General features: G+C 53.4%; 22 protein-coding genes. 16 read left to right on the forward strand and 6 right to left on the reverse strand.

Annotation, left to right across the window (positions count from 1 at the left end):
* Window positions 1-12 precede the first annotated feature (12 nt).
* From murD to EHSB41UT_RS01900, 13 genes are all read left to right on the forward strand, one after another.
* Entirely contained in the window at window positions 13-1,374 is a 1,362-nt protein-coding gene (gene murD, locus EHSB41UT_RS01840; protein WP_242667215.1) for a UDP-N-acetylmuramoyl-L-alanine--D-glutamate ligase, read from the forward strand.
* A complete protein-coding gene (gene ftsW, locus EHSB41UT_RS01845) occupies window positions 1,367-2,566 on the forward strand; it encodes a putative lipid II flippase FtsW (protein WP_087106324.1) in 1,200 nt (399 codons plus the stop codon). The genes murD and ftsW overlap by 8 nt, the downstream gene beginning before the upstream one ends.
* The gene (gene murG, locus EHSB41UT_RS01850) at window positions 2,559-3,671 is read left to right on the forward strand and encodes an undecaprenyldiphospho-muramoylpentapeptide beta-N-acetylglucosaminyltransferase (protein ID WP_087106326.1); all 1,113 of its coding nucleotides are present in this window, start codon (window positions 2,559-2,561) and stop codon (window positions 3,669-3,671) included. The genes ftsW and murG overlap by 8 nt, the downstream gene beginning before the upstream one ends.
* Complete coding sequence (murC, locus tag EHSB41UT_RS01855; RefSeq protein WP_087106328.1) at window positions 3,664-5,133, forward strand: UDP-N-acetylmuramate--L-alanine ligase; 1,470 nt, start codon at window positions 3,664-3,666, stop codon at window positions 5,131-5,133. The genes murG and murC overlap by 8 nt, the downstream gene beginning before the upstream one ends.
* A gap of 17 nt (window positions 5,134-5,150) precedes the next feature.
* On the forward strand, window positions 5,151-6,155 hold the full coding sequence (locus tag EHSB41UT_RS01860; RefSeq protein WP_087106330.1) for a D-alanine--D-alanine ligase: 1,005 nt from the start codon (window positions 5,151-5,153) through the stop codon (window positions 6,153-6,155).
* Window positions 6,110-7,003 (forward strand): cell division protein FtsQ/DivIB, encoded by an 894-nt coding sequence (locus EHSB41UT_RS01865; RefSeq protein ID WP_087106332.1) that lies wholly within the window; start codon window positions 6,110-6,112, stop codon window positions 7,001-7,003. Before EHSB41UT_RS01860 ends, EHSB41UT_RS01865 begins: the two co-directional genes overlap by 46 nt.
* 82 nt (window positions 7,004-7,085) lie before the next feature.
* Window positions 7,086-8,336, forward strand: a complete 1,251-nt coding sequence (ftsA, locus tag EHSB41UT_RS01870) for a cell division protein FtsA (protein ID WP_087106334.1) — start codon at window positions 7,086-7,088, stop codon at window positions 8,334-8,336.
* Between the two features lie 56 nt (window positions 8,337-8,392).
* Window positions 8,393-9,598, forward strand: a complete 1,206-nt coding sequence (gene ftsZ, locus EHSB41UT_RS01875) for a cell division protein FtsZ (RefSeq protein WP_087106336.1) — start codon at window positions 8,393-8,395, stop codon at window positions 9,596-9,598.
* A 193-nt stretch (window positions 9,599-9,791) separates the two neighbouring features.
* A complete protein-coding gene (gene lpxC, locus EHSB41UT_RS01880; protein ID WP_087106338.1) occupies window positions 9,792-10,706 on the forward strand; it encodes a UDP-3-O-acyl-N-acetylglucosamine deacetylase in 915 nt (304 codons plus the stop codon).
* Between the two features lie 267 nt (window positions 10,707-10,973).
* Window positions 10,974-11,909, forward strand: a complete 936-nt coding sequence (locus tag EHSB41UT_RS01885) for a M23 family metallopeptidase (RefSeq protein WP_087106340.1) — start codon at window positions 10,974-10,976, stop codon at window positions 11,907-11,909.
* A gap of 37 nt (window positions 11,910-11,946) precedes the next feature.
* On the forward strand, window positions 11,947-14,670 hold the full coding sequence (secA, locus tag EHSB41UT_RS01890) for a preprotein translocase subunit SecA (protein ID WP_087106342.1): 2,724 nt from the start codon (window positions 11,947-11,949) through the stop codon (window positions 14,668-14,670).
* Between the two features lie 163 nt (window positions 14,671-14,833).
* Complete coding sequence (gene argJ / locus EHSB41UT_RS01895; RefSeq protein WP_087106344.1) at window positions 14,834-16,051, forward strand: bifunctional glutamate N-acetyltransferase/amino-acid acetyltransferase ArgJ; 1,218 nt, start codon at window positions 14,834-14,836, stop codon at window positions 16,049-16,051.
* A 20-nt stretch (window positions 16,052-16,071) separates the two neighbouring features.
* The gene (locus EHSB41UT_RS01900; RefSeq protein WP_087106346.1) at window positions 16,072-17,031 is read left to right on the forward strand and encodes a Nudix family hydrolase; all 960 of its coding nucleotides are present in this window, start codon (window positions 16,072-16,074) and stop codon (window positions 17,029-17,031) included.
* A 7-nt stretch (window positions 17,032-17,038) separates the two neighbouring features.
* On the opposite strand, the gene EHSB41UT_RS01905 is transcribed toward EHSB41UT_RS01900, so the two are convergent.
* The 4 genes from EHSB41UT_RS01905 to EHSB41UT_RS01920 form a co-directional block, all read right to left on the reverse strand.
* Entirely contained in the window at window positions 17,039-17,731 is a 693-nt protein-coding gene (locus tag EHSB41UT_RS01905) for a 16S rRNA pseudouridine(516) synthase (protein ID WP_087106348.1), read from the reverse strand.
* 142 nt (window positions 17,732-17,873) lie between these two features.
* Window positions 17,874-18,719: a dimethyl sulfoxide reductase anchor subunit family protein gene (locus tag EHSB41UT_RS01910; RefSeq protein ID WP_087106350.1), complete on the reverse strand. Its 846-nt coding sequence runs from the start codon at window positions 18,717-18,719 to the stop codon at window positions 17,874-17,876.
* Window positions 18,720-18,740: 21 nt separating this feature from the next.
* Window positions 18,741-19,367 carry a DMSO/selenate family reductase complex B subunit gene (locus tag EHSB41UT_RS01915; protein WP_087106352.1) on the reverse strand — a complete coding sequence of 209 codons (627 nt, stop codon included), beginning with the start codon at window positions 19,365-19,367 and terminating at the stop codon, window positions 18,741-18,743.
* Window positions 19,368-19,394: 27 nt separating this feature from the next.
* Window positions 19,395-21,830 (reverse strand): DMSO/selenate family reductase complex A subunit, encoded by a 2,436-nt coding sequence (locus EHSB41UT_RS01920; RefSeq protein ID WP_087106354.1) that lies wholly within the window; start codon window positions 21,828-21,830, stop codon window positions 19,395-19,397.
* A gap of 368 nt (window positions 21,831-22,198) precedes the next feature.
* Here EHSB41UT_RS01920 and EHSB41UT_RS01925 point away from each other — a divergent pair, with 368 nt between their 5' ends.
* Window positions 22,199-22,774, forward strand: coding sequence for a cysteine hydrolase family protein (locus EHSB41UT_RS01925; protein WP_087106356.1), 576 nt, complete (start codon window positions 22,199-22,201; stop codon window positions 22,772-22,774).
* Between the two features lie 27 nt (window positions 22,775-22,801).
* On the opposite strand, the gene yacG is transcribed toward EHSB41UT_RS01925, so the two are convergent.
* Together yacG and EHSB41UT_RS01935 are read right to left on the reverse strand one after the other, a co-directional pair.
* On the reverse strand, window positions 22,802-22,990 hold the full coding sequence (gene yacG / locus EHSB41UT_RS01930) for a DNA gyrase inhibitor YacG (RefSeq protein ID WP_087106358.1): 189 nt from the start codon (window positions 22,988-22,990) through the stop codon (window positions 22,802-22,804).
* 100 nt (window positions 22,991-23,090) lie between these two features.
* The gene (locus EHSB41UT_RS01935) at window positions 23,091-24,068 is read right to left on the reverse strand and encodes an outer membrane protein assembly factor BamD (RefSeq protein WP_087106360.1); all 978 of its coding nucleotides are present in this window, start codon (window positions 24,066-24,068) and stop codon (window positions 23,091-23,093) included.
* 290 nt (window positions 24,069-24,358) lie between these two features.
* On the opposite strand from EHSB41UT_RS01935, the gene rluD reads away from it, so the two are divergent.
* Both rluD and pgeF read left to right on the forward strand, forming a co-directional pair.
* Entirely contained in the window at window positions 24,359-25,330 is a 972-nt protein-coding gene (gene rluD / locus EHSB41UT_RS01940) for a 23S rRNA pseudouridine(1911/1915/1917) synthase RluD (RefSeq protein ID WP_087106363.1), read from the forward strand.
* Window positions 25,331-25,362: 32 nt separating this feature from the next.
* Window positions 25,363-26,106 carry a peptidoglycan editing factor PgeF gene (pgeF, locus tag EHSB41UT_RS01945; protein WP_087106365.1) on the forward strand — a complete coding sequence of 248 codons (744 nt, stop codon included), beginning with the start codon at window positions 25,363-25,365 and terminating at the stop codon, window positions 26,104-26,106.
* Window positions 26,107-26,175: the final 69 nt, after the last annotated feature.

Here is a 26,175-nt window from a genome sequence, read left to right on the forward strand (position 1 = left end):
AAGGATAAAGGCGTGAGTGGTCATTTGATCAGTAGCGACAGGCAGAGAATCGTCGTCGGTCTTGGCAAGACCGGACTGGCCTGTGCGCGCTGGCTGTATCGGGCCGGTACACCTTTCCGGGTTGTGGATACCCGTGCCAACCCGCCGGGTCTGGATGAGCTGCAACGTGAATGCCCCGGAGTGGAGGTTGTTTGCAGCCCATTGGATGCAGAGCTTTTATCCACCGCTGATGAGTTGATTGTCAGCCCGGGCCTTTCCCTGAAAGAGCCAGCTATAGCCGCTGCGATTGAAGCCGGCGCTAAAGTGGTTGGTGATATTGAACTGTTCTGCCGGGAAGTGACTGCACCAATCGTTGCGATCACCGGTTCCAACGGCAAAAGCACAGTGACCACTCTCGTGGGACTGATGGCAGAAAAGGCCGGTGTGCGCGTTGGCGTGGGCGGCAATATCGGCCTGCCGGTTCTTGAGATGCTGGAACAGGGTGAAAAAGACCTTTATGTTCTGGAGCTGTCCAGCTTCCAGCTGGAAACCACGCATTCCCTGCGAGCAAAAGCCGCCACAGTTCTGAACGTGACTCCTGATCATATGGATCGGTACGCGTCACTGGTTGAGTATCATCAGGCCAAGCATCGTATCTATCGTGGTTGCGAAGGCGCGGTTTATAACCGTGATGATGCCCGAACTACGCCTCTGATTCCTGAAGCCGTTAATGTTCTTTCGTTTGGTACCGGACGTCCGCCGGGTTTGAAAGACTTTGGTCTGCTGACAGAAGACGGTGAAACCTGGCTGGTGCAGGGGCTTGAAAAGCTGCTGCCAGTTTCTGAAATGAAGATCCGCGGGCAGCATAACTACGCCAACGCTATGGCAGCTTTGGCCCTAGGCTCATTGGCCGGTTTACCAATGATGGCCATGCTGGACGCTCTGCGCGAGTTTCCCGGTCTTGCCCACCGCTGTGAGTGGGTGGCTGATATCAATGGTGTTGGCTGGTTTAACGATTCCAAAGCAACCAATGAAGGCGCAACCGTTGCGGCTATTGAAGGTCTGGGTATAGGCCTCACCGGTAAAATTATTCTGATTGCCGGTGGCGATGGCAAAGGTGCAGACTTCACGGAGCTGAAACCTTCGGTCCAGCGTTATGTGAAAGACGTGCTGGTAATGGGCGTCGATGGTCCTCGACTTGCTGAAGCTGTGGGCAGTGTTGCACCTGTGCAGCGGGTTGTGGATATGGCTGATGCCGTTGCCAAGGCGAAGGCGCTGGCAACGGAAGGTGATATTGTTCTGCTGGCTCCAGCCTGCGCCAGCTTTGATATGTTTGATGGCTTTGAGCATCGTGGTGCGGTGTTCCGTGAACAGGTGGAGGCGCTGCATGGCTGACAGTACCTTCTCTGACCTTTTCTATCGCCTGCAAAACAGTGATCGCCCGCTGGACACCGTCCTGCTGGGTGTTTTTATCTGCTGTCTGGCGCTTGGGTTGGTGATGGTCTCTTCGGCTTCGCTCAGTGTCTCCATGGATATGAACGGTGATCCGTTCTATTTCGCCATTCGTCAGGGCATCTATATCGGTATAGGCCTGGTGGCCATGCTGATCTGCATGACCATTTCTATCGAGAGCTGGTTCAAGCTGGCACCGCTGGCATTGGTTGTGTCGGTAACTCTATTGATTGCCGTACTCTTTGTTGGCCGTGAGGTAAATGGCAGTATTCGCTGGCTGCCACTGGGTTTCTTTAACCTACAGCCTTCGGAAGTGGCCAAGGTGGGCGTGGTGATTTATATCGCCTCTCTGCTCTCGCGCAAGATTGATGAGGTGCGCGGTGAGGGCCTTTGGGGCTTTGCCCGTCCAATTGTGATTCTGGGGATTGTCGGTGTGCTTCTGCTGCTGGAGCCGGACTTTGGTTCTACGGTTGTGATCGCCGGCGCGATTATGGGGATGATTTTTCTGGCTGGTGTAAGAAAACGCATCTTCGTGGTTTTGACTCTGGGCGTGGTGGCTCTTGGCGCTTTGCTGATCTGGCTGGCACCTTACCGGGTAAAACGATTAACGTCCTATACCGACCCCTGGGCCGATCAGTTTGGAAGCGGTTATCAGTTGACCCAATCCCTGATCGGCTTTGGCCGCGGCGGAATTACCGGCGAAGGTTTGGGTGACAGTATTCAGAAGCTGTTCTTCCTGCCGGAAGCTCATACCGATTTTATCTTTTCTGTTGTTGCAGAAGAGTTCGGTTTGATCGGCGCGGTGATGATTGTCTGCCTGCTGTTCTTTATTGCCTGGCGGGCCATGGAGATTGGTCAGTTGGCGGAAAAGGCCGGGCAATTGTTTTCCGGCTATATGGCTTATGGCCTCGGGCTGCTGTTTGGCAGTCAGGTTTTTATTAATGTCGGTGTCAGCAGTGGACTGCTGCCGACAAAAGGGCTGGCTCTGCCTTTGTTCAGTTATGGCGGCAGTAGCCTGATTATGAACTGTGTGGCCATCGGATTATTGATGCGCATAGATTATGAAAGACGTACGGCTGGTGCCGTGCGTGCAGTAAAGAAGAAGCATATTGAAGGGGAGGTTGCCCATGGCTGAGCATGCCCTTTCAACAGACGCCCCTTCAAAAGAAGCACCATTATTTATTGTGATGGCTGGTGGTACCGGCGGTCATATCTTCCCGGCTCTGGCTGTTGCGGACGAACTCAAGAAACAGGGGTTCCGCATCCACTGGCTGGGCACCCGCGATGGTATGGAAGCGGATCTGGTTCCTAAATACGGTTATGACATTACCTTTATGCCGGTCAAAGGTGTTCGTGGTAACGGTCTGAAAGCTCTGGTGCAGGCACCGTTTCGCGTTGCACTGTCCCTTTGGCATGCCGTTCGGGTTATGAAGCGCGAGAAGGCGGTCGCGGTATTGGGAATGGGCGGTTTTGTATCTGGTCCTGGCAGTGTTGCTGCATGGTTGCTGAGAAAACCACTGGTTCTTCATGAGCAGAATGCGGTGCTTGGTTTGACCAACAAGATAGCCAGTCTGTTCGCCACGAAAAAGCTGGAAGCCTTCCCGGGTGCTTTCCCGGCCAAAGATAAGGCGATCTGTACCGGTAACCCGGTCAGAGAGATGATTGTTCCGGCTTCAGATCGCAATACTGACGGTGCTCTGCGTCTGCTGGTTCTGGGAGGCAGTCGCGGTGCTGTGGCCATCAATGAGATTGTGCCCAAGGCTCTGGCCCGACTGAATGGGCAGGGTGATAAGCCGGTTGTTGAGGTTAGGCATCAGACCGGTGCGGCGAATCATGAAGCCACCCAAAAGAATTATGAGCAGCTTGGTGTCACCGGCCGCGTTGATCCTTTTATTGATGATATGGCTGCGGCCTATGGCTGGGCTGATCTGGTTCTCTGCCGCTCCGGCGCCCTGACTGTGGCTGAGCTTGCTAATGCCGGCAAGCCTGCGGTACTGGTGCCTTATCCATGGCATAAGGATCAGCAGCAGCTGAAGAACGGTCGCTATCTCGCTGACAATGGTGCAGCCGTCATCCTTGAACAGAAAGCTATGACTGAAGATTCTCTGTGCGAATTGCTGTTGTCGTTTGCGAATGATCGACAGAAGCTGGTTGATATGGCCAACAAGGCTCAGGCCTGCGCACATCCAAATGCTACCCAGACCGTAGCGAAGTACTGCCGGGAGGTAGCTCATGTCTGAAAAGAACAAGCAAAATAAATCAGAGCAGCAGCTGACAATTCAGGCTCCGGTATTTGCCATACCGGAGATGCGCCGCATCCGTAATATCCATTTTATTGGTATTGGTGGCTCCGGCATGTGCGGTATTGCCGAGGTGCTCTGCAACCAGGGTTACGATATCTCTGGCTCTGATATTCGTGCTTCCAAGGTGACTGAACGACTGCAGTCTTTTGGTGTGCAGATTTTTATCGGTCATGAAGCATCTCATGTCGCTCATGCTGATGTTGTCGTTGTCTCTTCTGCAGTCAAGGAAGATAACCCTGAGCTGGTAGAGGCTAACGAAAAGCGTATTCCGGTGGTACCCCGCGCCCAGATGCTGGCGGAGCTGATGCGCTACCGTCACGGTATCGCCGTGGCCGGAACCCATGGTAAGACCACAACCACCAGTCTGCTGGCGTCTGTTCTTGGTCAGGGTGGCCTTGATCCAACCTTTATTATTGGTGGTCGTCTGAATTCGGCTGGTACCAATGCCCGACTGGGTGGCAGCCGTTATTTGGTGGCGGAAGCGGATGAAAGCGATGCTTCCTTCCTGCATCTGCAGCCAATGGTTTCCATCGTTACCAATATCGATGCCGACCATATGAGTACCTATGAAGGTGACTTTGGTCGTTTGAAGCAGACCTTCCTGGATTTTCTCCACAACCTGCCATTTTATGGTCTGGCTGTCGTCTGTATAGATGACCCGGTTGTGCGGGAGCTGCTGCCACAGATTAAACGTCAGGTGATCACCTATGGCTTCTCTGAAGATGCTGATTACCGGGCTGTTGATGTGCATCAGCAAGGTATGCACAACACCTATACGTTGCTGCGTAATGGCTCCGAGCCGGTGAAGGTCACTCTGAATATTCCGGGTGAGCATAATGTCCTGAACTCTCTGGCGACATTTGCCGTGGCTGCAGAAGAGGGAATCAGTGACGAGGATATTTGCCTCGGTCTGGCTGGCTTTGATGGTGTCGGTCGTCGCTTCCAGGTGTATGGCAACTACCAGACCGGTGTCGGCGAAGTCATGTTTGTGGATGACTATGGCCATCATCCTCGCGAAGTTGCTGCAACTATTGCCGCTATTCGCAAAGGCTGGCCGGAGAAGCGACTGGTCATGGTTTACCAGCCGCACCGTTACAGCCGTACCCGTGATCTGTATGAAGATTTTGTCGATGTGCTGTCGCAGGTCGATGTATTGCTGCTGATGGATGTATATCCTGCCGGCGAAGCGGAAATCCCGGGAGCGGATAGCCGCAGCCTGTGCCGGAGTATTCGTCAGCGTGGTCGGCTTGATCCGATATTCGTTCAGAGAGGCGAGTCGGTGGAAGCTGTTCTGGCCGACGTGCTGGCCGATGGCGATTTGTTAATTACCCAGGGTGCCGGAGATATCGGTGGTCTGGCAAGTGAACTGGCTGAACAAGAGCTGGTGCTTAAGAAGTGAAGAATCTGGATACGTACATGAGTAAGGTTGGCCATAGTGATGTTGGCTGCAAAGAGATCCGCGACGGCTCATCTTTTGGTCGGGTTGCGGTTCTGTTCGGCGGTACCTCTCCAGAGCGTCAGGTGTCCCTGAAGTCCGGGCAACGTGTTTTTGAAGCTCTGCAGAGTCGTGGAGTTGATGCGGTACTGATTGATGCAGCTGATGATCTGATCGGTCAGCTGAATACATCCAAGCCGGATAGCGTGTTCCTGGCGCTGCACGGTGGGGAAGGTGAAGATGGAACCGTTCAGGGCTTGCTGGACTATATGCGTATTCCCTACACCGGCAGTGGTGTAAAAGGCTCTGCGCTGGCTATGGACAAGAGCCGCAGCAAGCTGATCTGGAACAGTGTCGGTCTGCCGACTCCAGGGTTCCATCTGGTGGATAAGGAGACTGACCTCAGCACGCTGGACGTGCCAATGCCGTGCTTTGTTAAGCCGAATGGCGATGGTTCCAGTATCTGCACTTTCCCGGTTTACAGTCGGGACGATTTTGAAGTGGCGGTGGTCAAGGTGCTTGAGCACGCCAGATACGCTCTGGTGGAAGAGCTGATTGCTGGCCCGGAATTTACGGTGGGTATCCTGAATGGTCAGGCTCTGCCGGTTATACGTCTTGAGACGGATAACACATTTTATGATTATGAAGCCAAGTATCTTTCCGATGATACCCGCTATCATCTGCCAAGCGGCTTGACGGAAGAGAAAGAACAGGAAATTCAGGCTCTGGCTGTCCGGGCTTTTGAAAACCTGGGCTGTGAAGGCTGGGGCCGCGTTGATGTTATGCAGGATGCTGCTGGCAAATTCTGGCTGCTGGAAGTGAATACCGCGCCAGGCATGACCGATCATAGTCTGGTGCCAATGGCCGCCAGAGCCGTAGGTCTGGATTTTGCGGATTTGATTCTGGAGATTCTGCAGATATCAGAGAGTAAGGAGCGGCCATGGATGCCCGTCGGTACCTCAGACAGAACGACAGCGATCGGGTAAATAGAAACGCTCCCCGGCAGGAAGAGCCGGCTCCTGAGTGGCGCCGGCGTTCAATAGCCGGGAGTGAGCAGAAGCCGGCAGTCAGCTTCAAGGAGCGCTTCAGCTACTGGTGGAAGAAGTGTCTGACGGCGCTGAAGTGGTTGACTGCAGGTGGCATGCTGGGCGCATTGATCTGGTCCATCCCGGTATTCTGGGCCTGGCTGGATCGGCCGGTAGCGAGTGTTGGAGTAGGCGGTGACATCCGTTATTTAAGAGCGGATGCTCTGCAGCAGCGAATGCTGCCGTATGTCCAGACCACGTTTTTCGGTCTGGATTTGCGAGCGATACAGGCTGAGCTGCAAAGTGAAACCTGGGTCAGCAGTGCCGAGGTTCGGAAGGTTTGGCCTGACCGTGTCGAAGTGGTACTGGAAGAGGAAGTGCCAATCGCTCGCTGGCAAGGGCAGGATATGATCAACGCTGATGGCGATATCCTGAAAAGCCGACTGGGGCATGACTTTCGTGACTTCCCTGAGTTGGCTGGCCCGGAAGGGCGCGAGCAGGAAGTGATGCAGCAATACCTGACCCTGAGCCATCAGTTGCGACTACTGGGGCTGAAAGTGACAGGTGTTGAACTGGCTGCGATGGGCAGCTGGAGCTTTGCAGTCGATGATGTGAGTGTGCAGCTGGGTAACGAGGATCTGATCAGCAGAATGCAGAGGTTCTCAAGGCTGTACAACGATTCACTGCAGGCCCGCTGGGCCGAGGTAGACAGTATAGATTTGCGTTATCGGGATGGTGTGGCAGTGGCATGGAATGAAAGCCCCAAGGCCAGCCCGATAACAAATAATGGTGCAATAAGAGCAAAATGACGATGACTGCAGGCAGCTGTGGCTGGTTACTCAGCCTGGGTCAGATCAGCGTCAGGTACGAGGACAACAGGTAGGTTTGCGAATGACTGGCTCTGGTAATGGAAAAATAGTTGTCGGCCTGGATATTGGCACATCCAAGGTGGTGGCGCTGGTTGGGGAGATTACTGACCGCGGCACGATCGAGGTTGTGGGTATTGGCTCGCACCCGTCCCGGGGAATGCGTAAAGGGGTGGTCGTCAATATTGAGTCCACCGTGCAGTCGATTCAACGGGCTGTAGAAGAAGCGGAACTGATGGCTGGCCATCAGATCGATTCGGTCTATGTCGGCATTGCCGGGAATCATATTCGCAGCCTGAACTCTCACGGTATTGTCGCTATCCGTGAGCGGGAAGTCACAACGGCAGATATGGAGCGGGTTATTGATGCTGCTCAGGCGGTAGCGATTCCGGCGGACCAGAAGATTCTGCATATCCTGCCACAGGAATATGTGATCGATACCCAGGAAGGTGTGAAAGAGCCGCTGGGTATGTCCGGTGTGCGTCTGGAGGCGAAGGTGCATCTGGTGACCTGTGCTGTCAACGCCGTACAGAACATCGAGAAGTGTATTCGCCGCTGCAACCTGGGTGTTGATGATGTCATTCTGGAGCAGCTGGCTTCCAGCTACTCAGTGCTGACCGAAGACGAAAAAGAGCTGGGTGTTTGTGTGGTTGATATTGGCGGTGGCACAACAGATATAGCTATCTTTACAGAAGGTGCTATTCGTCATACTGCCGTGATCCCGATTGCCGGTGATCAGGTTACCAACGATATTGCCCAGGCTCTGCGCACACCTTATCAGCATGCGGAAGATATCAAGATCAAGTACGCCTGCGCTCTGACTCAGCTGGCCGGTGCCGATGAAACTATCAAGGTGCCAAGTGTTGGTGACCGTCCTCCCCGGGATCTTTCCCGTCAGGCTCTGGCGGAGGTGGTTGAGCCTCGCTATGACGAGCTGTTCACCCTGATTCAGGCCGAACTGCGTCGCAGTGGTTTTGAAGAGCTGATGGCAGCAGGCATTGTTCTGACCGGCGGCACCTCCAAGATGGAAGGGGTCGTTGAGCTGGCAGAAGAGATCTTCCATATGCCTGTGCGTCTGGGGGTTCCCCAGAACATTGAGGGTCTCGCAGATGTAGTCCGCAACCCGATTTATGCGACCAGTGTCGGCTTGTTGCAGTATGCACAACAGAATATGCGGGAAGGGCAGGTGAGCTCTTCTGCACCTTCTTCCGAGAAGCACAATCCGCAGGAAAGCTTTGTGGCTCGGTTAAAGAAGTGGATTCAAAGTAATTTTTGATTGTTAACTGGAAGTCAATACAAGAAAATGGACTTAGAGAGAGAAAGGAGAGTGTCATGTTCGAGCTGGTAGATAATGTACCGCAGAATGCGGTCATTAAGGTTATCGGTGTCGGCGGAGGTGGTGGTAACGCCGTTAATCACATGCTCAACAGTCAGGTTGAGGGTGTCGATTTTGTTGTTGCAAACACTGATGCTCAGGCACTCAAGAACCTGAATGCCCGTACCCTGCTGCAATTGGGAACCGGGATTACCAAGGGCTTGGGTGCAGGGGCTAACCCGGAAGTGGGCCGTGAGGCGGCACTGGAAGACCGTGAGCGTATCGCGGAAATTCTGAACGGTGCAGACATGGTCTTTATTACTGCCGGTATGGGCGGTGGTACCGGAACCGGTGCTGCGCCTGTGGTTGCGCAGGTGGCCAAGGAGCTGGGTATTCTGACCGTAGCGGTTGTGACTCGTCCGTTCCCGTTTGAAGGTCGCAAGCGTACCGTGATTGCTACGGAAGGTCTGAAAGAGCTTTCCGAGCATGTTGATTCCCTGATCACCATTCCAAACGAGAAGCTGCTGCCGGTGCTGGGCAAAAATGCCAGCCTGCTGTCTGCTTTCAGTGCGGCCAACGATGTACTGCTGGGTGCGGTACAGGGTATTGCCGACCTGATCATTCGTCCGGGTATGATTAACGTCGACTTTGCAGACGTACGTACCGTTATGTCCGAAATGGGTCAGGCGATGATGGGGACTGGTTCCTCCACCGGTGAGAATCGTGCCGCTGAAGCTGCCGAAGCAGCTATCCGCAGCCCGTTGCTGGAAGATATTGATCTGCAGGGTGCCCGCGGCATTCTGGTAAATATTACCGCAGGTCTGGATTTCTCCATCGGTGAGTTTGAAGAAGTCGGTGATGCTGTCGGTCAGTACGCATCCGACAACGCTACGGTGGTTATCGGTACCGTAATCGATCCGGAAATGAGCGACGAACTGCGTGTTACCGTGGTTGCGACTGGTCTGGGTCAGGCTGAGAATCCACGTGCTGAGAAGCCTGCAGAAGATACCCGTACTGCTGCTGCAGCGGCGACCAAGGCTGCTCCGCGTCCGGAAAACGATGGCACGATTGATTATGCCTCGCTGGATCGTCCAACCGTGATTCGCCAGAACCGTCAGCAGGTTGCTGTGGGTACTGACACGGTACCAAATGAGCCACAACCTATTTCAGAGTCAGGTGATTATCTGGATATTCCTGCATTCCTGAGACGCCAGGCGGACTAAAGTCCGTCTGGTTTTACGCAGAATCCATGGAGGAGGTGGAGCTAGAGGGAAAGTAACACTATGTTCAGATGCGTTACTTTGCTAGACTGCGTGTTTATTGCAAGATTTCAGGCTGGGCAGGATGTCTTGCAGCTTGGCTGAACGCCGGGGTCGACCGGCATATAGCAAGATATAAAGGCTTTACTGCTGCATTATGATCAGACAGCGCACACTTAAAAATGTTATTCGAGCCACTGGCGTAGGTCTGCACTCAGGTGAAAAGGTTTACCTGACATTGCGTCCTGCTCCTGTGGATACCGGTATTGTTTTCTGTAGAACGGATCTGGATCCTGTAGTTCAGATTCCAGCCCGTGCCCTGAATGTCGGTCAGACTACACTCTGCACATCCCTCGAGAAGGATGGTGTGCGGGTTGATACCGTTGAGCATCTGCTTTCCGCTATGGCGGGTCTGGGTATCGACAACGCTTTCGTTGACGTAACTGCTCACGAAGTTCCGATTATGGACGGCAGTGCGGGTCCTTTCGTATTCCTGCTTCAGTCCGCTGGTATTGAAGAGCAGGAAGCTCACAAGCGTTTTATTCGTATCAAGAAGAAAGTCACCATTGAAGAGAATGGCGTTTCCGCCACTTTCGTTCCTTTTGATGGCTTTAAGGTCAGCTTCTCCATCGACTTTGATCACCCGGTGTTCAATGGTCTGGTGCAGCAGGCCAGCATCGACTTCTCCAGTACTTCTTTTGTGAAAGAAGTCAGCCGTGCTCGTACCTTTGGCTTTATGAAGGACATCGAGTTCATGCGTTCCCAGAACCTGGCTCTGGGCGGCAGTGTTGATAACGCTATCGTTGTGGATGACTACCGCATCCTGAACGAAGATGGCCTCCGCTATGACGATGAGTTCGTTAAGCACAAGATGCTGGATGCCATTGGCGACCTGTATCTGCTTGGCCACAGCCTGATTGGTGAATTCGTCGGTGTGAAATCCGGTCACTCCACCAATAACAAGCTGCTGCGTGCCCTACTGGCTGACGAAAGCGCCTGGGAAGTGGTGACCTTTGATGATGTGGCAACTGCCCCAATCTCCTACGCACGACCTACAGCTGTTATTGCCTGACGTGTCTGCCTGATAGCAGCCGTTATCAAACATCAGCGACTCAGCTACTCTCTCATTAAGGCCATCATTTTGATGGCCTTTTTGTTATGTCCGTGGTTTGGCTGTCAGGCATTTCTCGAAAAAGGGCACTGTTGACCTGATAAGTTGCGAGAGGGAATGACACAGTGCTAGAGTGTGCCGCAGTATTGCAGTTTCTGACGCTATTCCACCGTTCAATAAGGACGTTAAGGACGGGCTCAGGTTTCAGTAAATGATTTCAGGTTGGCGATGAAAGTAATCGTTGTTCGACATCCCCATGGCAAAAGCCGCACCTTCTATATGGATGGTGCCAGGGTGGTATGGGGCGCCGGCCTGGTTTGTGCCTTCCTTCTTGCCGCCGGTTTTTTCCTTGGCTGGTACTTTATCAATCTTAACAGTACCGGCACGTTAACCCGCGCAGAGTTGGAAAACTGGAACTCTGCACTGGAAGAACAACGCCAGGACGTTGAAAAAATCAGATCCGCCACCACTATAGAGATGGATGCGCTGGCCGTACAGGTTGCCCGGATACAGGGGCAGCTTATGCGTCTGGATGCTTTGGGAGACCGGTTGGTGACCATGGCCGATCTTTCCGGTGATGAATTTAACTTCGGTGAGGTTCCAGCCCTTGGTGGGCCGGATGAAGCGGGTGATACCGTACCTTCACTGCATATGCCGGCCTTTACGGAACAAATCGATGCCCTGACGGCTCGAATAGACCAGCGGTCTGAGCAGTTGGAAGTACTGGAATCGTTATTGCTGGATAAAAACCTGCAGGATGATGTCTATCTGGCAGGGCGTCCGGTCAGAAAAGGCTGGATGTCATCGGCGTATGGCAAGCGGGCGGATCCGTTTACCGGCCGCCAGTCCTGGCACAAGGGTGTGGATTTTGCCGCCAAAGATGGCTCAGACGTTATCGCAGTAGGCTCAGGCGTTGTGACCTGGTCCGGCTATAAGGGCGGTTACGGGCTGTTAGTTGAGATTAACCATGGTAACGGGTATGTAACCCGGTACTCCCATAACAAGTCCAACCTGGTAAAGGTTGGGGACATAGTTAGCAAAGGACAGGCCATAAGCCTGGTCGGCAGCTCCGGGCGTTCTACCGGGCCGCATGTGCATTTTGAAGTGCTGGTGAATGGCAGGCAGGTGAACCCCTCCCGTTACATTTACAGGGCCAGCCGTTAACCAGTCAACGGATTATCATTCGGGCATTTGATCAAATATGTTGTCATCTCTCGTCAAAAAAATTATTGGTAGCAAAAATGACCGCCAGCTCAAACGTATGGGCAAGAAGGTCAAGCAGATCGGAGATCTGGAGAACGAGCTGCAGGGGCTGAGCGATGAAGAGCTGAAGACCCGAAGCCTGAAACTCAAGGAACGCGCCCAGGGCGGTGAGTCCCTGGATGATCTGCTGGTTGAAGCCTTTGCTGTCTGTCGGGAGACCAGTCAGCGTGTTATGGGCATGCGTCACTTTGATGTCCAGCTGATCGGTGCCATGACCCTTCACGAAGGTCGTATCGCTGAGATGCGGACCGGTGAAGGTAAGACTCTGATGGCGACCCTCGCGGTCTACCTGAATGCCCTGTCCGGCAAAGGTGTGCACGTTGTTACCGTGAACGAATACCTGGCTCGTCGTGACGCGGCCTGGATGCAGCCTCTCTACGACGCTCTGGGGCTGACTGTTGGTGTTATTGTTCCCCAGCAGGATCCTGCTGAGAAGCATGCAGCCTATAACTCCGATATTACCTACGGTACCAACAACGAATTCGGTTTTGACTACCTCCGTGACAACATGGCCTTCCGTCTGGAAGACAAGTTCCAGCGTGAGCTGAACTTTGCCGTAGTCGATGAAGTTGACTCCATTCTGATTGATGAAGCCCGTACCCCTCTGATCATCTCCGGTCCGGCCGAAGACAGCTCCGAGCTGTACATGGTGATGAACAAGCTGGCTCCACGTCTGGAGCGTCAGCATGAAGAGCTGGAAGAAGGTCAGGAAGCCACAGGCCACTACATCGTTGATGAGAAGACCCGTCAGGTTGAACTGACTGAAGCTGGCCACCAGTTCGTTGAAGATATGCTGACCGCTGAAGGCATGCTGCCGGAAGGGGAAAGCCTCTACGCTTCCCAGAACCTGAACCTGCTGCATCACGCCCAGGCGGCTCTGAAAGCACATACCCTGTTCCAGAAGAACGTCGAGTACATCGTCAGCGGTCGTGAGATCATGCTGGTTGATGAGCACACCGGCCGTACTATGCCGGGTCGTCGTCTCTCCGAAGGTCTGCACCAGGCGTTGGAAGCCAAAGAAGGTCTGCCTATTCAGGCAGAAAGCCAGACTCTGGCTTCTACCACCTTCCAGAACTACTTCCGTCTGTATGACAACCTGTCCGGTATGACCGGTACTGCAGATACTGAAGCTTACGAATTCCGCCAGATCTACGGTCTGGACGTTGTGGTAATCCCAACCCATAAGGACATGCAGCGTAAGGATATGAATGACCTGGTCTACCTCACCATTGAGGAGAAGTACGAGGCCATTATTCAGGATATCCGTGAAACTGTAGCGGCTGGTCGTCCGGTGCTGGTAGGTACTGCATCCATCGACTCTTCCGAAATGTTGTCCAATGCCCTGAACAAGGCTGGCATTGAGCACCAGGTTCTGAACGCCAAGTTCCACGAGAAAGAAGCAGAAATTATTGCCCAGGCCGGTAAGCCGGGTGCCATCACCATCGCCACCAACATGGCTGGACGTGGTACCGATATTATCCTGGGTGGTAACTGGGAAGCAGAAGCTGCTCAGCTGGAAAACCCAACTGAGGAGCAGCTGGAGAACCTCCGCTCCGAGCAGCGTCAGCGCCACGACAATGTTCTGGCTGCCGGTGGTCTGCATATCATTGGTACCGAGCGCCACGAATCTCGTCGTATCGACAACCAGCTCCGTGGTCGTGCCGGTCGTCAGGGTGATGCCGGTTCTTCCCGTTTCTACCTGTCCCTTGAAGACAACCTGATGCGTATCTTCGCCTCTGACCGGGTGAAGAACTTTATGAAAGCGCTGGGTATGGAGAAGGGCGAAGCGATTGAGCATCGTATGGTGACCAACGCGATCGAAAAGGCCCAGCGTAAGGTTGAAGGCCGTAACTTCGATATTCGTAAGAACCTGCTCGAATATGATGATGTTGCCAACGATCAGCGTAAGGTGGTTTACACCCAGCGTAATGATCTGCTGTCTGCCGACGATGTGAGCGACAGTGTGGATAACATTCGCGAGGAAGTGATTAACACCGTTATCGACGAGTTTATCCCACCACAGAGCATGGCTGAGCAGTGGGATATCAACGGTCTTGAGAAGCGTATTGCTGCTGAGCTGAATGAGCAGCTGCCGATCAAGCATTGGCTGGATACCGAAGACGCGCTGGAAGAAGAAGGTCTGCGCCGTCGTATTCTGGAGAAGGTGACCACCTCTTACCGCGAGAAGGAAGAGCTGGCAGGCGCCGAGTCACTGCGTGCTTTCGAGAAGCATATCCTGCTGCGTATCCTGGATGACAAGTGGAAAGAGCACCTGGCCACTATGGATCATCTGCGTCAGGGCATCCATCTGCGTGGTTACGCTGCCAAGAACCCTAAGCAAGAATACAAGCGCGAAGCGTTTGAGCTGTTCTCCCAGATGCTGGACGACATCAAGCATGAAGTGATCCGTGTGCTGTCTCACGTACAGGTTCAGCAGGATGATCAGACTGAAGAGTTGGAGCGTCAGCGTCGCGAAGAGCTGGCCCGTCGCATGCAGTTTGAACATCAGGAAGCTCAGGCTCAGCTGGCTGGTGAGGAGAGTGAAGGTGAACCAGCCGCTCAGGAACCAATGGTTCGTGATGGGCGTAAGGTTGGCCGTAACGAGCCGTGCCCATGTGGTTCCGGCAAGAAGTTCAAACAGTGCCACGGTAAAATTGTTTAGATAATTTTCTGGTACAAAAGAAGGCCTTTTATCCGTGAGAGCGGGTAAAAGGCCTTTTTCTTTATCAGCATTAATAGCGGATTAGAAAAAAACAGGTGTGCAGTCGCACAGGCTTGTCATAATGAGTTGATCAGAAATAGAACAATAAATTTCGGGGTGAAAAATGGCTGTAGGATTACCACCTTCAGGAGACTTGTATCCGGTCAAGGGATTTGAGCTGGGCACAGTGAAAGCGGGTGTCCGTTATCCGGATAGAAAAGATCTGGTGGTGATGCGCTGGCCTGAGTCTGCAAGTATTGCCGGGCTGTTCACCCTGAATAAATTTTGTGCCGCTCCCGTACAGCTCAGCCGCTCCAGGCTCAATAAAGCACCCTGCGCTCTGGTAGTGAATACTGGTAATGCCAACGCCGGTACTGGTGATCGTGGTGTTGAGGATGCTTTATCCACAACCGCAGCTGTTTCTGATGTCCTGGGCTGTGAAGCGAATCAGGTGCTTTCCTTTTCGACCGGTGTGATCGGTGAGTACCTTCCTGTTACTACCATTGTTGAAAATGTTCCCCGCTGTGTTGAAGAGTTCTCACCGGATGGCTGGTGGGATGCCGCTGAAGGCATTATGACCACGGATACTCATCCCAAAGGCTTCTCTGTTCGCTTTCAGCATGAGGGCGAGGAGTTCACGGTTACGGGGATAGCTAAAGGTTCAGGGATGATTCATCCCAATATGGCGACCATGCTCACTTACATTGTGACCGATGCGTCCATTGAGCAGGAGTTGCTGCGCAACCTCTGGAAGGAGGTTGTTGATCAAACCTTCAATCGCATCACTGTTGATGGTGATACATCCACCAATGACTCTGCCATTTTGATTGCGACGGGTAGTGTCGGGAATCAGTTATTTTCTGCGAAAGATAATCCTCTTTATCAGACTGTTTATAACGCTATTTTTGAGGTGGCAGAGAAGCTGGCTAAGGCGCTGGTTATGGATGGTGAGGGCGCGACCCGTTTTGTCACTATGGCTGTTGAGGGTGCGGAGTCAATTGAACAGGCTCATACGGTCGCCAATACTGTTGCTCTGTCCCCCTTGGTGAAAACGGCGTTGTTTGCCTGTGATCCGAACTGGGGGCGCATACTGGCTGCAGCAGGTCGGGCACCGGTGGATAATCTGGATGCCGATAAGATTCGTATCTGGCTGGATGATGTGCTGATTGCTGAACGTGGTGGTGTTGCGGGCAGTTATCGGGAAGAGGCCGGTCAGGTTGTGATGGATCGGGACGCCTATACCATCCGCATTGATTTGGGGCTTGGGGATAAGCAGGCAAAGGTTTGGACTTCCGATCTCTCCCATGACTATGTCACTATCAATGCTGAATACCGGACATGAAATAATCAAATAGGGTTGTGATGAAGTCTATCCATGTTGTTGCCGCTGTGATCCTCGATGAACACGACAATGTGCTGATTGCGAGGCGGCCGGATGATAAGCATATGGGAGGCTTGTGGGAGTTTCCCGGTGGCAAGGTTGAAGCGGGAGAGCCGGTGACAGATGCGCTCAGTCGTGAGCTGGATGAAGAACTTGGCATCCAGCCTACAGCCTGGGAACCGCTGATTCGCATTCATCACAGTTACCCGGACAAGACCGTTTTACTGGATGTGTGGACGGTGACCGCTTTTACCGGCCATGCCCATGGTCGGGAAGGGCAACTGGTGCGTTGGGTGTCGAAGTCCGAACTTTCCAGTTATGAGTTTCCTGAGGCGAATAAGCCGATTCTTTCTGCTGCCCTGCTGCCCAACCGTTATGGTATTACCGGGAGCTATAACGGTCTGGAGGAGCTTGCCCGTCGTGTAACGAATGGTCTGGATCAGGGTATGGATATGATCTGTTTTCGTGCCCCCTGGTTGTCATCTGATGAGTATCGGGAACACTTGGAATACCTTATTCCCCTGTTTTCGGGCACGCCACTTAAGTTGATTGTTAAAGGCAGCCTTGAGCTTCTAAAAGAAGATGGGATTGATGGCCTTCATCTAACCTTTGCGCAGCTTGAAGAGCTTGATCGTAAAGGCTGGCGCATAGAGCGAGAGGCGGTACCAGATGGCAAAATACTCATCGCTTCCTGCCATAATTCGGCGCAGCTGGAAATGGCGGCCCGAATTGGCGTGACCTGCGCCACACTCTCTCCGGTCTTAGCCACGGATTCTCATCCTGATGCCAAACCTCTGGGTTGGGAGGCAACACATGCCTTGCTGGAGCGGGCGACCGTGCCCGTGTATTGCCTGGGTGGGCTGGGCGAAAATAATCTAAATCAATGTGTGCAGGCAGGCGCTCAGGGTGTTGCCAGTATTCGTGACTGGTGGAATATTTAAGAGCTGCTTATACGGATGCGATTTCTGCAGCCGATAAGTGACGAAACTCTCCGGGAGCCAGACATTCATCGAGTGTGATGTCTCCCATACTCTCACGGTGAAGTCCTGTCACCGGATTACGGAAGCGACCAAACATGCGCTTGATCTGATGGTATCGACCTTCATAAATCGTCAGGCGCGCTTCTTTATCACTTAACTGCTCTAACTGTGCCGGGCTGGTCGTGATGTTTTCGTAAGGAAAATAAATACCTTCGGCAAAGCGTTGTCGGGTATCGGGGGCGATCAGATTCCCGGTGGTGACGTGATAAACCTTGGCTTTCTGCAGGTCTGGATCGGTTAATCGCCGTGACCATAAACCATCATTGGTCAGTATCAATAATCCGGAACTGGCTCGATCCAGCCGTCCGGCAATATGAAGCTCCTTCCTCAGTTCAACAGGCAGCAATTCCATAACGGTGGTGTGTACTGGGTCGGAAGTGGCACTCAGCCAGCCTGTCGGTTTATTCATCATCAGATAGATGGCCGGCTTACCCTGTTGCAGGGTTTCATTGCGAGCTGTGACTGTCTGAAACTGATTAATGTCGAGGGTGCCATCGGTTACGACCTGATGATCGACCAGAACTTCACGCTGGGCCAGCATGGCTTTGATCTGTTGACGTCCCCATGTGGGATGCTGCCCCAATAACCGATCTAATCTCATGGCGTAATTCTCGCTGAGAGGTCGAGCGATACGCTCTTTTTGATGGAATGAATCGAGGCTAATAATGGAGTATTAAGAAGGGATGGGGAACACCCACTCTTCATTAAGGAAAAGTGGGTGCTTGTCGCTGGAGTTGGGGGGGTTACATCCCAGCGCTGGCGCTCATGTAGATATCGTAGAAGAACATACGACCGGCAATTTCAGCCGCCAGAACAGCTACCAGACTTACAATGCCGCATACCGGGCTCTTGCCACCACGCAGAGTGGAAATAGACAGGGCCATTACAGCGAACATCATCAGGCCGGTACGAAGCATGCCCAGCAGCTGACCATAGCCAAGATGCTCGAACGGGTTGCCGAACACGCTCACCTGACCCAGCCAGAACAGATAGCCCACATAGCCAGTCATGGAGATGGCCAGTGCAATCATGTTGGTCACTGCCAGACCATTGGTACTCAGCTTAACCACGTGATCACCCAGCTCTTTAGCCTGAGCGCGCAATAGTGCGATGGCAGCAATCGGGCCAACCACAAAGGCGGTCATCAGGAACTGGAAGCTGGTCCAGCCGCTGTTCCAGGTTGGAACGGTCTTCAGGGTGTAGACCTGAGCAATCAGCAGGATAAACAGAATGCCTGCTGCCATGCCGCCCAGCAGAACCAGGTTCTGCAGTTTTGGCAGAATGTTGAACATGCGCATGCCAACGTAGGCGCCAGCTGCACCGCCAAACAGGCTCAGGCCAACAATCTCCAGACTCAGCGCGGAGAAGTGTTCCAGACCAAACATCACGTTAAACATGCGGAATGGCTGGCCAAGGTGGGTCACGGAAGAGATCGCACCCAGACCCAGCATAACCAGTACCGCCATAAAGGCGCGGGTCATGGCTTTCTCATTCGGGCGAGCCAGCAGCTGGACCAGACCGAGAGAGATAAACAGACCAACCGCGCTCTGGGCCAGTACAGTAAAGAAAACAAGAGACAGTTGACTCATATTGCTTATATCCCTGCTTGCTTACAGACCGACTTCGGTCGGGTTCTGGATCTTGCCGGTCTCGTCGCCAGTCAGGCGGGAGTTACGGCAGGTGCCGATAATCAGTGACGGATTGGTCAGAGACGGATTAGGCAGTGGAGCCACATCGGCACGGTCGCCATACTTGGCGCGCAGTTCGTCGATAGGACCGAAGTCCAGCGCACGCAGTGGGCAGGATTCGATACAGATCGGCTTTTTGCCCTGCTCAACGCGATCGAAGCAGCCATCACACTTGGTCATGTGCTTCTTCTCATGGTTGTACTGAGGGGCGCCGTATGGGCAGGCCATTTCACAGTAGCGACAACCTACACAGACATCGCCGTTTACAACCACCAGACCATCCTGCTCACGCTTATGCATGGCGCCGGTTGGGCAGGCCTTGGTGCAGGCTGGAGTCGCACAGTGGTTACAGCTGATGGACATGTAGTAGGTGAACACGTCGTTGGTGTAGGTACCATCTTCGTGCTTCACCCAGTCACCGCCGCCGTATTCATAGACACGACGCCAGTTCACACCGATCGGAAGATCGTTGTCGTCTTTGCAGGACACCTGACAGGTTTTGCAACCGGTACACTTGCTGGTGTCGACATAGAAACCGTATTGAGCCATTAAATAAAGTCTCCTCAATGCCAAGGCTTAAGCCTTGGCAATCTCCACCAGGTTAGTGTGCTGCGGGTTACCCTTGGACAGCGGGGTTGGCCGCTGGGATGTGATCGAGTTGATCGCACCACCCATATCTACACCATTCTTGCCAGGCTTGTACCAGGCACCTTCGCCCAGAGCCATAACGCCCGGCATGATACGCGGCGTCACTTTGGCGAGTACCCGGGTTTCTCCGCGATCATTGAAGATGCGTACCGCATCACCGTTCTTGATATCACGGGCAGCAGCATCGATCGGGTTGATCCACACACCGTCCATAACCGCTTCACGCAGTACCGGTACGTTGTGATAAGTGGAGTGCACGCGGCCCTTGGTATGGAAACCAACCAGCTGCAGAGGGAACTCCCTGGTCTTAGGGTCCAGGTGGCTTTCCCAAGTGGTGACATACTGTGGCAGCGGAGTAATCACATCGCCTTCACGCAGTGTCCACTCGTTGGCGATATCCGCCAGCTTGGTGGAGTAAATTTCGATCTTGCCGGATGGGGTACCCAGCGCATGCTTGATCGGATCCTTGCGGAAATCTTCCAGAGCAATGCGGCCGGTTTCCGGAGCCAGAATCTGGAACGGACCTTGTACACGGAGCTGTTCCAGAGTCGGAAGACGTGCATCTTTTGCACGAGCGCCGGCGTACAGATGTTCAACCCACTGCTCGTGAGTACGGCCTTCAGTGTACTTCTCTTCGATACCAAAACGCTGAGCCAGCATGGTGCACATTTCATAGGCACTGCGGCACTCGTACAGCGGCTTGATGGCCGGAACCAGAGGGACAACCGCGCCCATGGAGCCGGAAGCGTAACCATCGGAGCTCACTTCGGTGTTCTCGATAGTGGTCACGTCTGGCAGCAGCAGGTCTGCGTAACGGGCACTCGGTGTCATGTGGTTATCCACAACTACGATGAACTCGGCCAGAGATTCATCCGCGATGATCTCTTTGGTCTTGTTGATCTGGGAGTGCTGGTTGATCAGGGCATTACCGGCATAGCTGATAATGAACTTGATCGGGTTTTCCAGCTTGGTGCCACCTTTCAGGCCATCGGTCTTGTCGGTCATCTCGTGGGCACGGGTGATCGCATCCGTCCACAGGAAGAATGGGATCTGTACCTTCACCGGGTTGCTGCCGGAAGGCAGAGTCGGTACCGGATAACCAAAGTTGGCAGGCATATCACCAGTGTGAGTGCCTGGCAGGCCGATGTTGCCGGTCAGGATTGGCAGCATGCAGATCGCACGCGTAGTCTGCTCACCGTTCGCCTGACGTTGGATGCCAGTACCCTGCACGATGTAAGCCGGCTTAGTGGTGCCGATTTCACGGGCCAGCTGAATGATCTTCTTGGCTGGAATTCCAGTAATCTTGGCTGCCCACTCAGGAGTCTTAGCGGTCTTGTCTGCGCCCTGACCCAGAATGTGTGCCTTGTAGTGGCCATTAGCCGGAGCACCGGCTGGCATGGTCTTCTCATCGAAGCCCTGGCAGTAGGTATCCAGGAACTCCTGGTTGACCAGATTCTCGGTGATCATGACGTAAGCCATGGCTTCCACCAGAGCCGCGTCAGTGCCTGGACGGATAGACAGCCACTCGTCTTCCTTGCCCAGCATGGTGTCGGTGTAACGCGGATCGATAATGATCGTACGCACGCCGCTTTCACGCAGAGCCTGGGTGTATTCGTAAATTTCACCGCCGCCGGACATACGAGTTTCGGCCGGGTTGTAGCCGAACATTACCAGCAGCTTGGCGTTCTTGATTTCGGAGGTGTAGCTACCGAATGCGGATGGCTTCTTGGTGCCATAGGTAAACGGCAGAGCGTACTGAATCTGACCCCAGCTGTAGTTGCCGTGGTAACCCAGATAGCCACCGATCATGTTCACCAGACGCTTGAAGGCGTGCTGGCCATCGGTGCGGTAACCCTGGGTACCGGAACCATAGGTGAAGAAGATGGAGTCGTTGCCATACTCGCTGATGGTGTATTTCAGCTTGTCGGCCATCAGATCCATGGCTTCGTCCCAGCTGATGCGCTCAAAGCGGCCTTCGCCACGCTTGCCAACGCGCTTCATTGGATATTTCAGACGGTCTGGGTTGTATACGCGACCCTTGATGGAACGGCCACGCAGACAGGCGCGAATCTGGTGCTGGCCAAATTCCTTGTCGTCGCCACGGTTGTCGGATTCAACGGAGGTAATCACGCCATCTTTGGTGTGAACCTGCAGGGCGCAGCGACTGCCACAGTTCACCATGCAGGCGGACCATGTGGTTTTGGTGTCGGAGGCGATAACGTTGTTGTCCGCAGTGGCAGAAGCAATAGCTTTCAGAGGAAGCGCAGAGCTTGCCATGGCGGCACCGCTGACAGCAGTACTCCACTTCATAAAGCTACGCCGCTTAACGGGTGCAAGGATGGTTTTGTCCAGCCAGTTTTTCATTCATTCATCCGTTCAGCCAGAGGGAGGTGGCATGAAAATGCCCTTGGGGTGTGCTTTATACGCGTCTGGTTGAAGGTCAATAATCAGTAAATATACCGACAGTTTGCCGTAATGATTTTGTATGGTTGATGTTGTTTGGAATGTTAGGTTTTTATCTTTGCTATTGGTTTATTTCTGGTTTTTTTGGCTACAGTTTTTCTCTGCCTAACTGGCAAAAACGTAATTTATTAGTGATATATCAGTCTTTTTTTCGTGTATGTGAATGTCAATTTATCGGGTATTCCTGCTCAGGTAGGTAATTGTTGAAGAGGATGTTTTGCTGACACGTCTACATTTCAGTAACCCGAAAGTGAGTGGGACTGAAAATCATGAAAACTGCCCTTCTTATCCTGGATTTGATGAACGACATCATTCATCCGGATAGTCCGATAGCCACATCGGCAACCTGTGCTCTGGAGAATAATGTGGTGGGTAAAGCCAATGCCATTACCGACCTGTTTCGCCGACGCGGGCATCCGGTGATCTTCGTTCGCGTGGGTTTTTCCGCCAATTACAGTGAGTGTTCACAGAAACACTGGTCACTGTTTGCCCGCGCTATGGAATATAAGGGATATCGTCTTGGGACCTGGGGAACCGAATATCACCCGGATCTGGAAATCAAAGAGGGTGATATACATTTGATCAAGCACCGTATCAGCCCGTTTTACGCCACAGGGCTGGAAGCCGTATTGCGTGGCCACAGTATCCAGCGGTTGGTGATGCTGGGTGTCTCAACGGATTTTGTGATTCAGTCCTGTGCCCGGGAAGCACACGACAGGGATTATGAGGCCGTTATCGTTGGTGATGCCTGTGCAGCTGCCACGCCTGAAACGCACGAACATGCACTGGAAAGCCTTGGGCATCTGGTCAGTGTGCAAAGCAGCAGGCAGTTTTTAGGAGCGTAGAAGTAGGACTGGGAACCTGAACGACCGTTAATGGTCGTTCAGATTCTCGGACATCACATCATCAAACTGGCTGTTGCCGGCAATCTTGTGTTCTTCAGCGGCCCAGGCACCAAGATCAATCAGGCGACAGCGGTCTGAACAAAAAGGACGGTGCTTGTTTTCCGGTTTCCACTCAACAGGCTTGCCACACTGAGGGCATTTTACTTTGGTCGGCATAGGGCTGAGCCTCAAAAAACAGTTCTATTCAATAAAAGAAAAAGGCCTGAGATGATTCAGGCCTTTTTTATCTTGTGCTTAGCAGGCGTGCCAATACGGCTTATGGCTGCTCTGGTGGTTCCGGAGCTTCTGGTGCCTCTGCAGCATCATCGCCAAACAGGCCAAATGTCATGGTGCTGAGGAAGGAAGAGTCTTCTTCGTTCTCCTCAGCCTGTGGTGGCTCTGGAGTGTCTTCGCCCAGTAGACCGAAGCTGACAGTGCTTAGCAGACCAGGGTCGACATCACCGTAAATGCGATGGCCAACAAAGGCACCTTCCGCATTGATCATTTTGCTGTCCGGGAAGTTGGCTTTCAGCACTTCTAGAGTTTCGTTGGCCGGGGTGTTCAGGCCCAGATACTGGTAACCCTCGATCATGAGGCCCAGTGCTTCTTCGACAACAGGAGTACCCTGCAGGTGCTCGACCACGTAACGGCCACGATTGATTGCCGCGACATAAGCTTTACGCTTCATGTAGTAGTCAGCCACGTGCATTTCGTAGCGCGCCATGCGGTTACGCAGGTAAATCATGCGCTGACGGGCATCCGGTGCGTAACGGCTGTCCGGGAAGCGACGCAGCAGTTCGCCGAACTCGGTAAAGGACTGACGGGCCTGGCCCGGGTCACGCTCAGACATATCCACTGGAATATAACGCTCGATCAGGCCGAGGTCTGCAGTGTTGGATGCCAGACCGCGCATGTAATAGGCGTAGTCGACATTCGGGTTGTTCGGGTGCAGGCGGATAAAACGTTCTGCAGAAGCGCGTGCAGCCTCCGGCTCCATGCTGCGGTAGTAGGCGTAAACCAGATCCAGCTGAGCCTGCTCGGCAAACGGGCCGAACGGGTAGCGGGATTCCAGAGCCCGCAGGGTATCAACCGCACCGGAAAAGTTGCTGTTTTCCAGCTGTTTGTTGGCCTGCTGATAGAGCTGGGCTTCGGTCAGGTTTTCATCAACCTTGACCTCACTGCTGGAACAGGCTGCGAGCAGGGCGCTCAAAGCCAGAATGCCGATGTGTTTATAAAGTTGTTTAGCTGGTCGCATCAGTTATCCCTGAAGTGCCTGTTCGGTGTACTCCGTCCGCCCTGAGCCAGACTTGCTGTGATACAATTCTCAATCAGCCTATTTAATCACAGCGCTTGGGGAATCCCAAGGCTACACCGCCTTTTGATGCCGGATCATTGAACCGGACACTTAAAAACGGTGGGCTGACAGCTTTAATAACTTTAGCCGCCGCGCGTCTATCAGCCGGCTATTGTAACGACTATTTTGTATTTGTGTTGGGCGAAGTGTATCGCCGGCACGGAATTTATCAGGACCTTTAGTTCAAATTTATGGCTGAACAGATAAACCTGGAGGCTGCTGTCCCTGCTGATCTGGGTGGCAAGCGGTTTGACCAGATCGCATCACAGGTGTTTCCGGATTACTCCCGTTCCACTCTGCAGGAGTGGATTAAGTCTGGCGCATTGACCGTTAACGGCAAAACCAAACGTCCGAAGGACAAGCTGTTTGGTGGCGAGCAGCTGGTGCTGAATGCTGAGCTGGAAGATGATGGCCGCTGGGAACCGGAAAATATTCCTCTCGATATCGTGTATGAAGATGACCATATCATCGTCATCAATAAGCCCCGCGATCTGGTTGTACACCCAGCCGCAGGTAACTGGTCCGGCACGCTGCTGAACGCACTGCTGTACCATTGCCCGGACATCGCTTCCGTACCGCGTGCCGGTATTGTTCATCGTCTGGATAAAGACACCACCGGCCTGATGGTGGTTGCCAAAACCCTACAGGCGCAGACGGATCTGGTTGAGCAGCTGCAGGAGCGATCTGTCAGCCGTGAATACGAAGCCGTAGTGACTGGTGTGATGAGTGCGGGTGGTGAGGTGAATCAGCCGATCGGTCGTCACCCAACCAACCGTTTGAAGATGGCTGTGACCCACGGCGGCAAACCATCCATTACCCATTACCGGGTACTGGAACGCTATCGCGGTCATACCCATATTCGTGTACAGCTGGAAACCGGCCGTACTCACCAGATTCGTGTACATATGAGCCATCTGCGTTATCCGCTGGTAGGCGACACTCTGTATGCAGGCCCACCGCGCTTCCCCCGTGGCGCATCTCCTGAATTGGTGGAAATGTTGAAAACATTTGACCGCCAGGCGCTGCATGCTCGCCAGCTGGGTCTTGTTCACCCTGCGACCGGTGACTATATGGAATGGGAAAGCGAACTGCCGGAAGACTTCCTGACTCTGCTGGATGTTCTGGAAGAAGATACCCAGGCTGCCATGGCGACAGAGCAGTAAGTTCAGCCTGAACATAACAACAGGAATACTTCATGCCCGTTAAGGATGACTACCTGATCCCTGAGTGGCACGCGCCAGCCAATGTGCGGGCGTTTGTCTCTACCAAGGCTAACAGTCCTACCGGACCAGTGATGAACGGTCCCCGTGATGCTGCGTTTCTGTCACAGCGGAAAGAGTGGCTGTCATTCTGGGGTGATCAGTTGGTCAGGCAATGGGGTTGGTCTGCTCAGCCCTGTTGGGCGACACAGGTTCATGGTGCTGATGTTATTCCTGCTGATTCTGCCTATGGCACCGATGCCGATGCTATCTGGACAGGTCAGGTCAATGTGCCCTGTGCGGTGATGACAGCAGACTGTCTGCCGGTGATCTTCTGCAATCGTGAAGGTACCAAAGTAGCCGCTGCTCATGCAGGCTGGCGCGGGCTGGCTGGTGATGTTTTGGAAAATACTGTCGCTGCCATGAATGAGCCGGCCGACAGTTTAATGGCCTGGATGGGGCCGGCGATCAGTCAGGCCAGCTTTGAAGTGGGCCCGGAAGTTCGTCAGGCTTTTATCGATCATGATCCGATAGCCGCCGAGGCTTTTGTAAGCGGTGAAGGTGACCGCTGGTTTGCGGATATTTATCTGCTGGCACGACAACGACTGAATGCCGTTGGCGTTACGGATGTCTCGGGTGGCGATCAGTACTGCACGTTTAAAGATTCAGAACTTTGTCACTCCTATCGGAGGGATGGGCAGGCCAGTGGGCGGATGCTGACAGCTATCTGGCTGAGCTGAGCCATGAGAATTGGGCTTTTGAATTGCTCCCATTGCACAGAAACCCCAGATATTGATGAATGTCTGGGG

Origin of the sequence: Parendozoicomonas haliclonae (assembly GCF_900174585.1) — a bacterium.
In the GTDB taxonomy this organism is placed as follows: domain Bacteria; phylum Pseudomonadota; class Gammaproteobacteria; order Pseudomonadales; family Endozoicomonadaceae; genus Sansalvadorimonas; species Sansalvadorimonas haliclonae.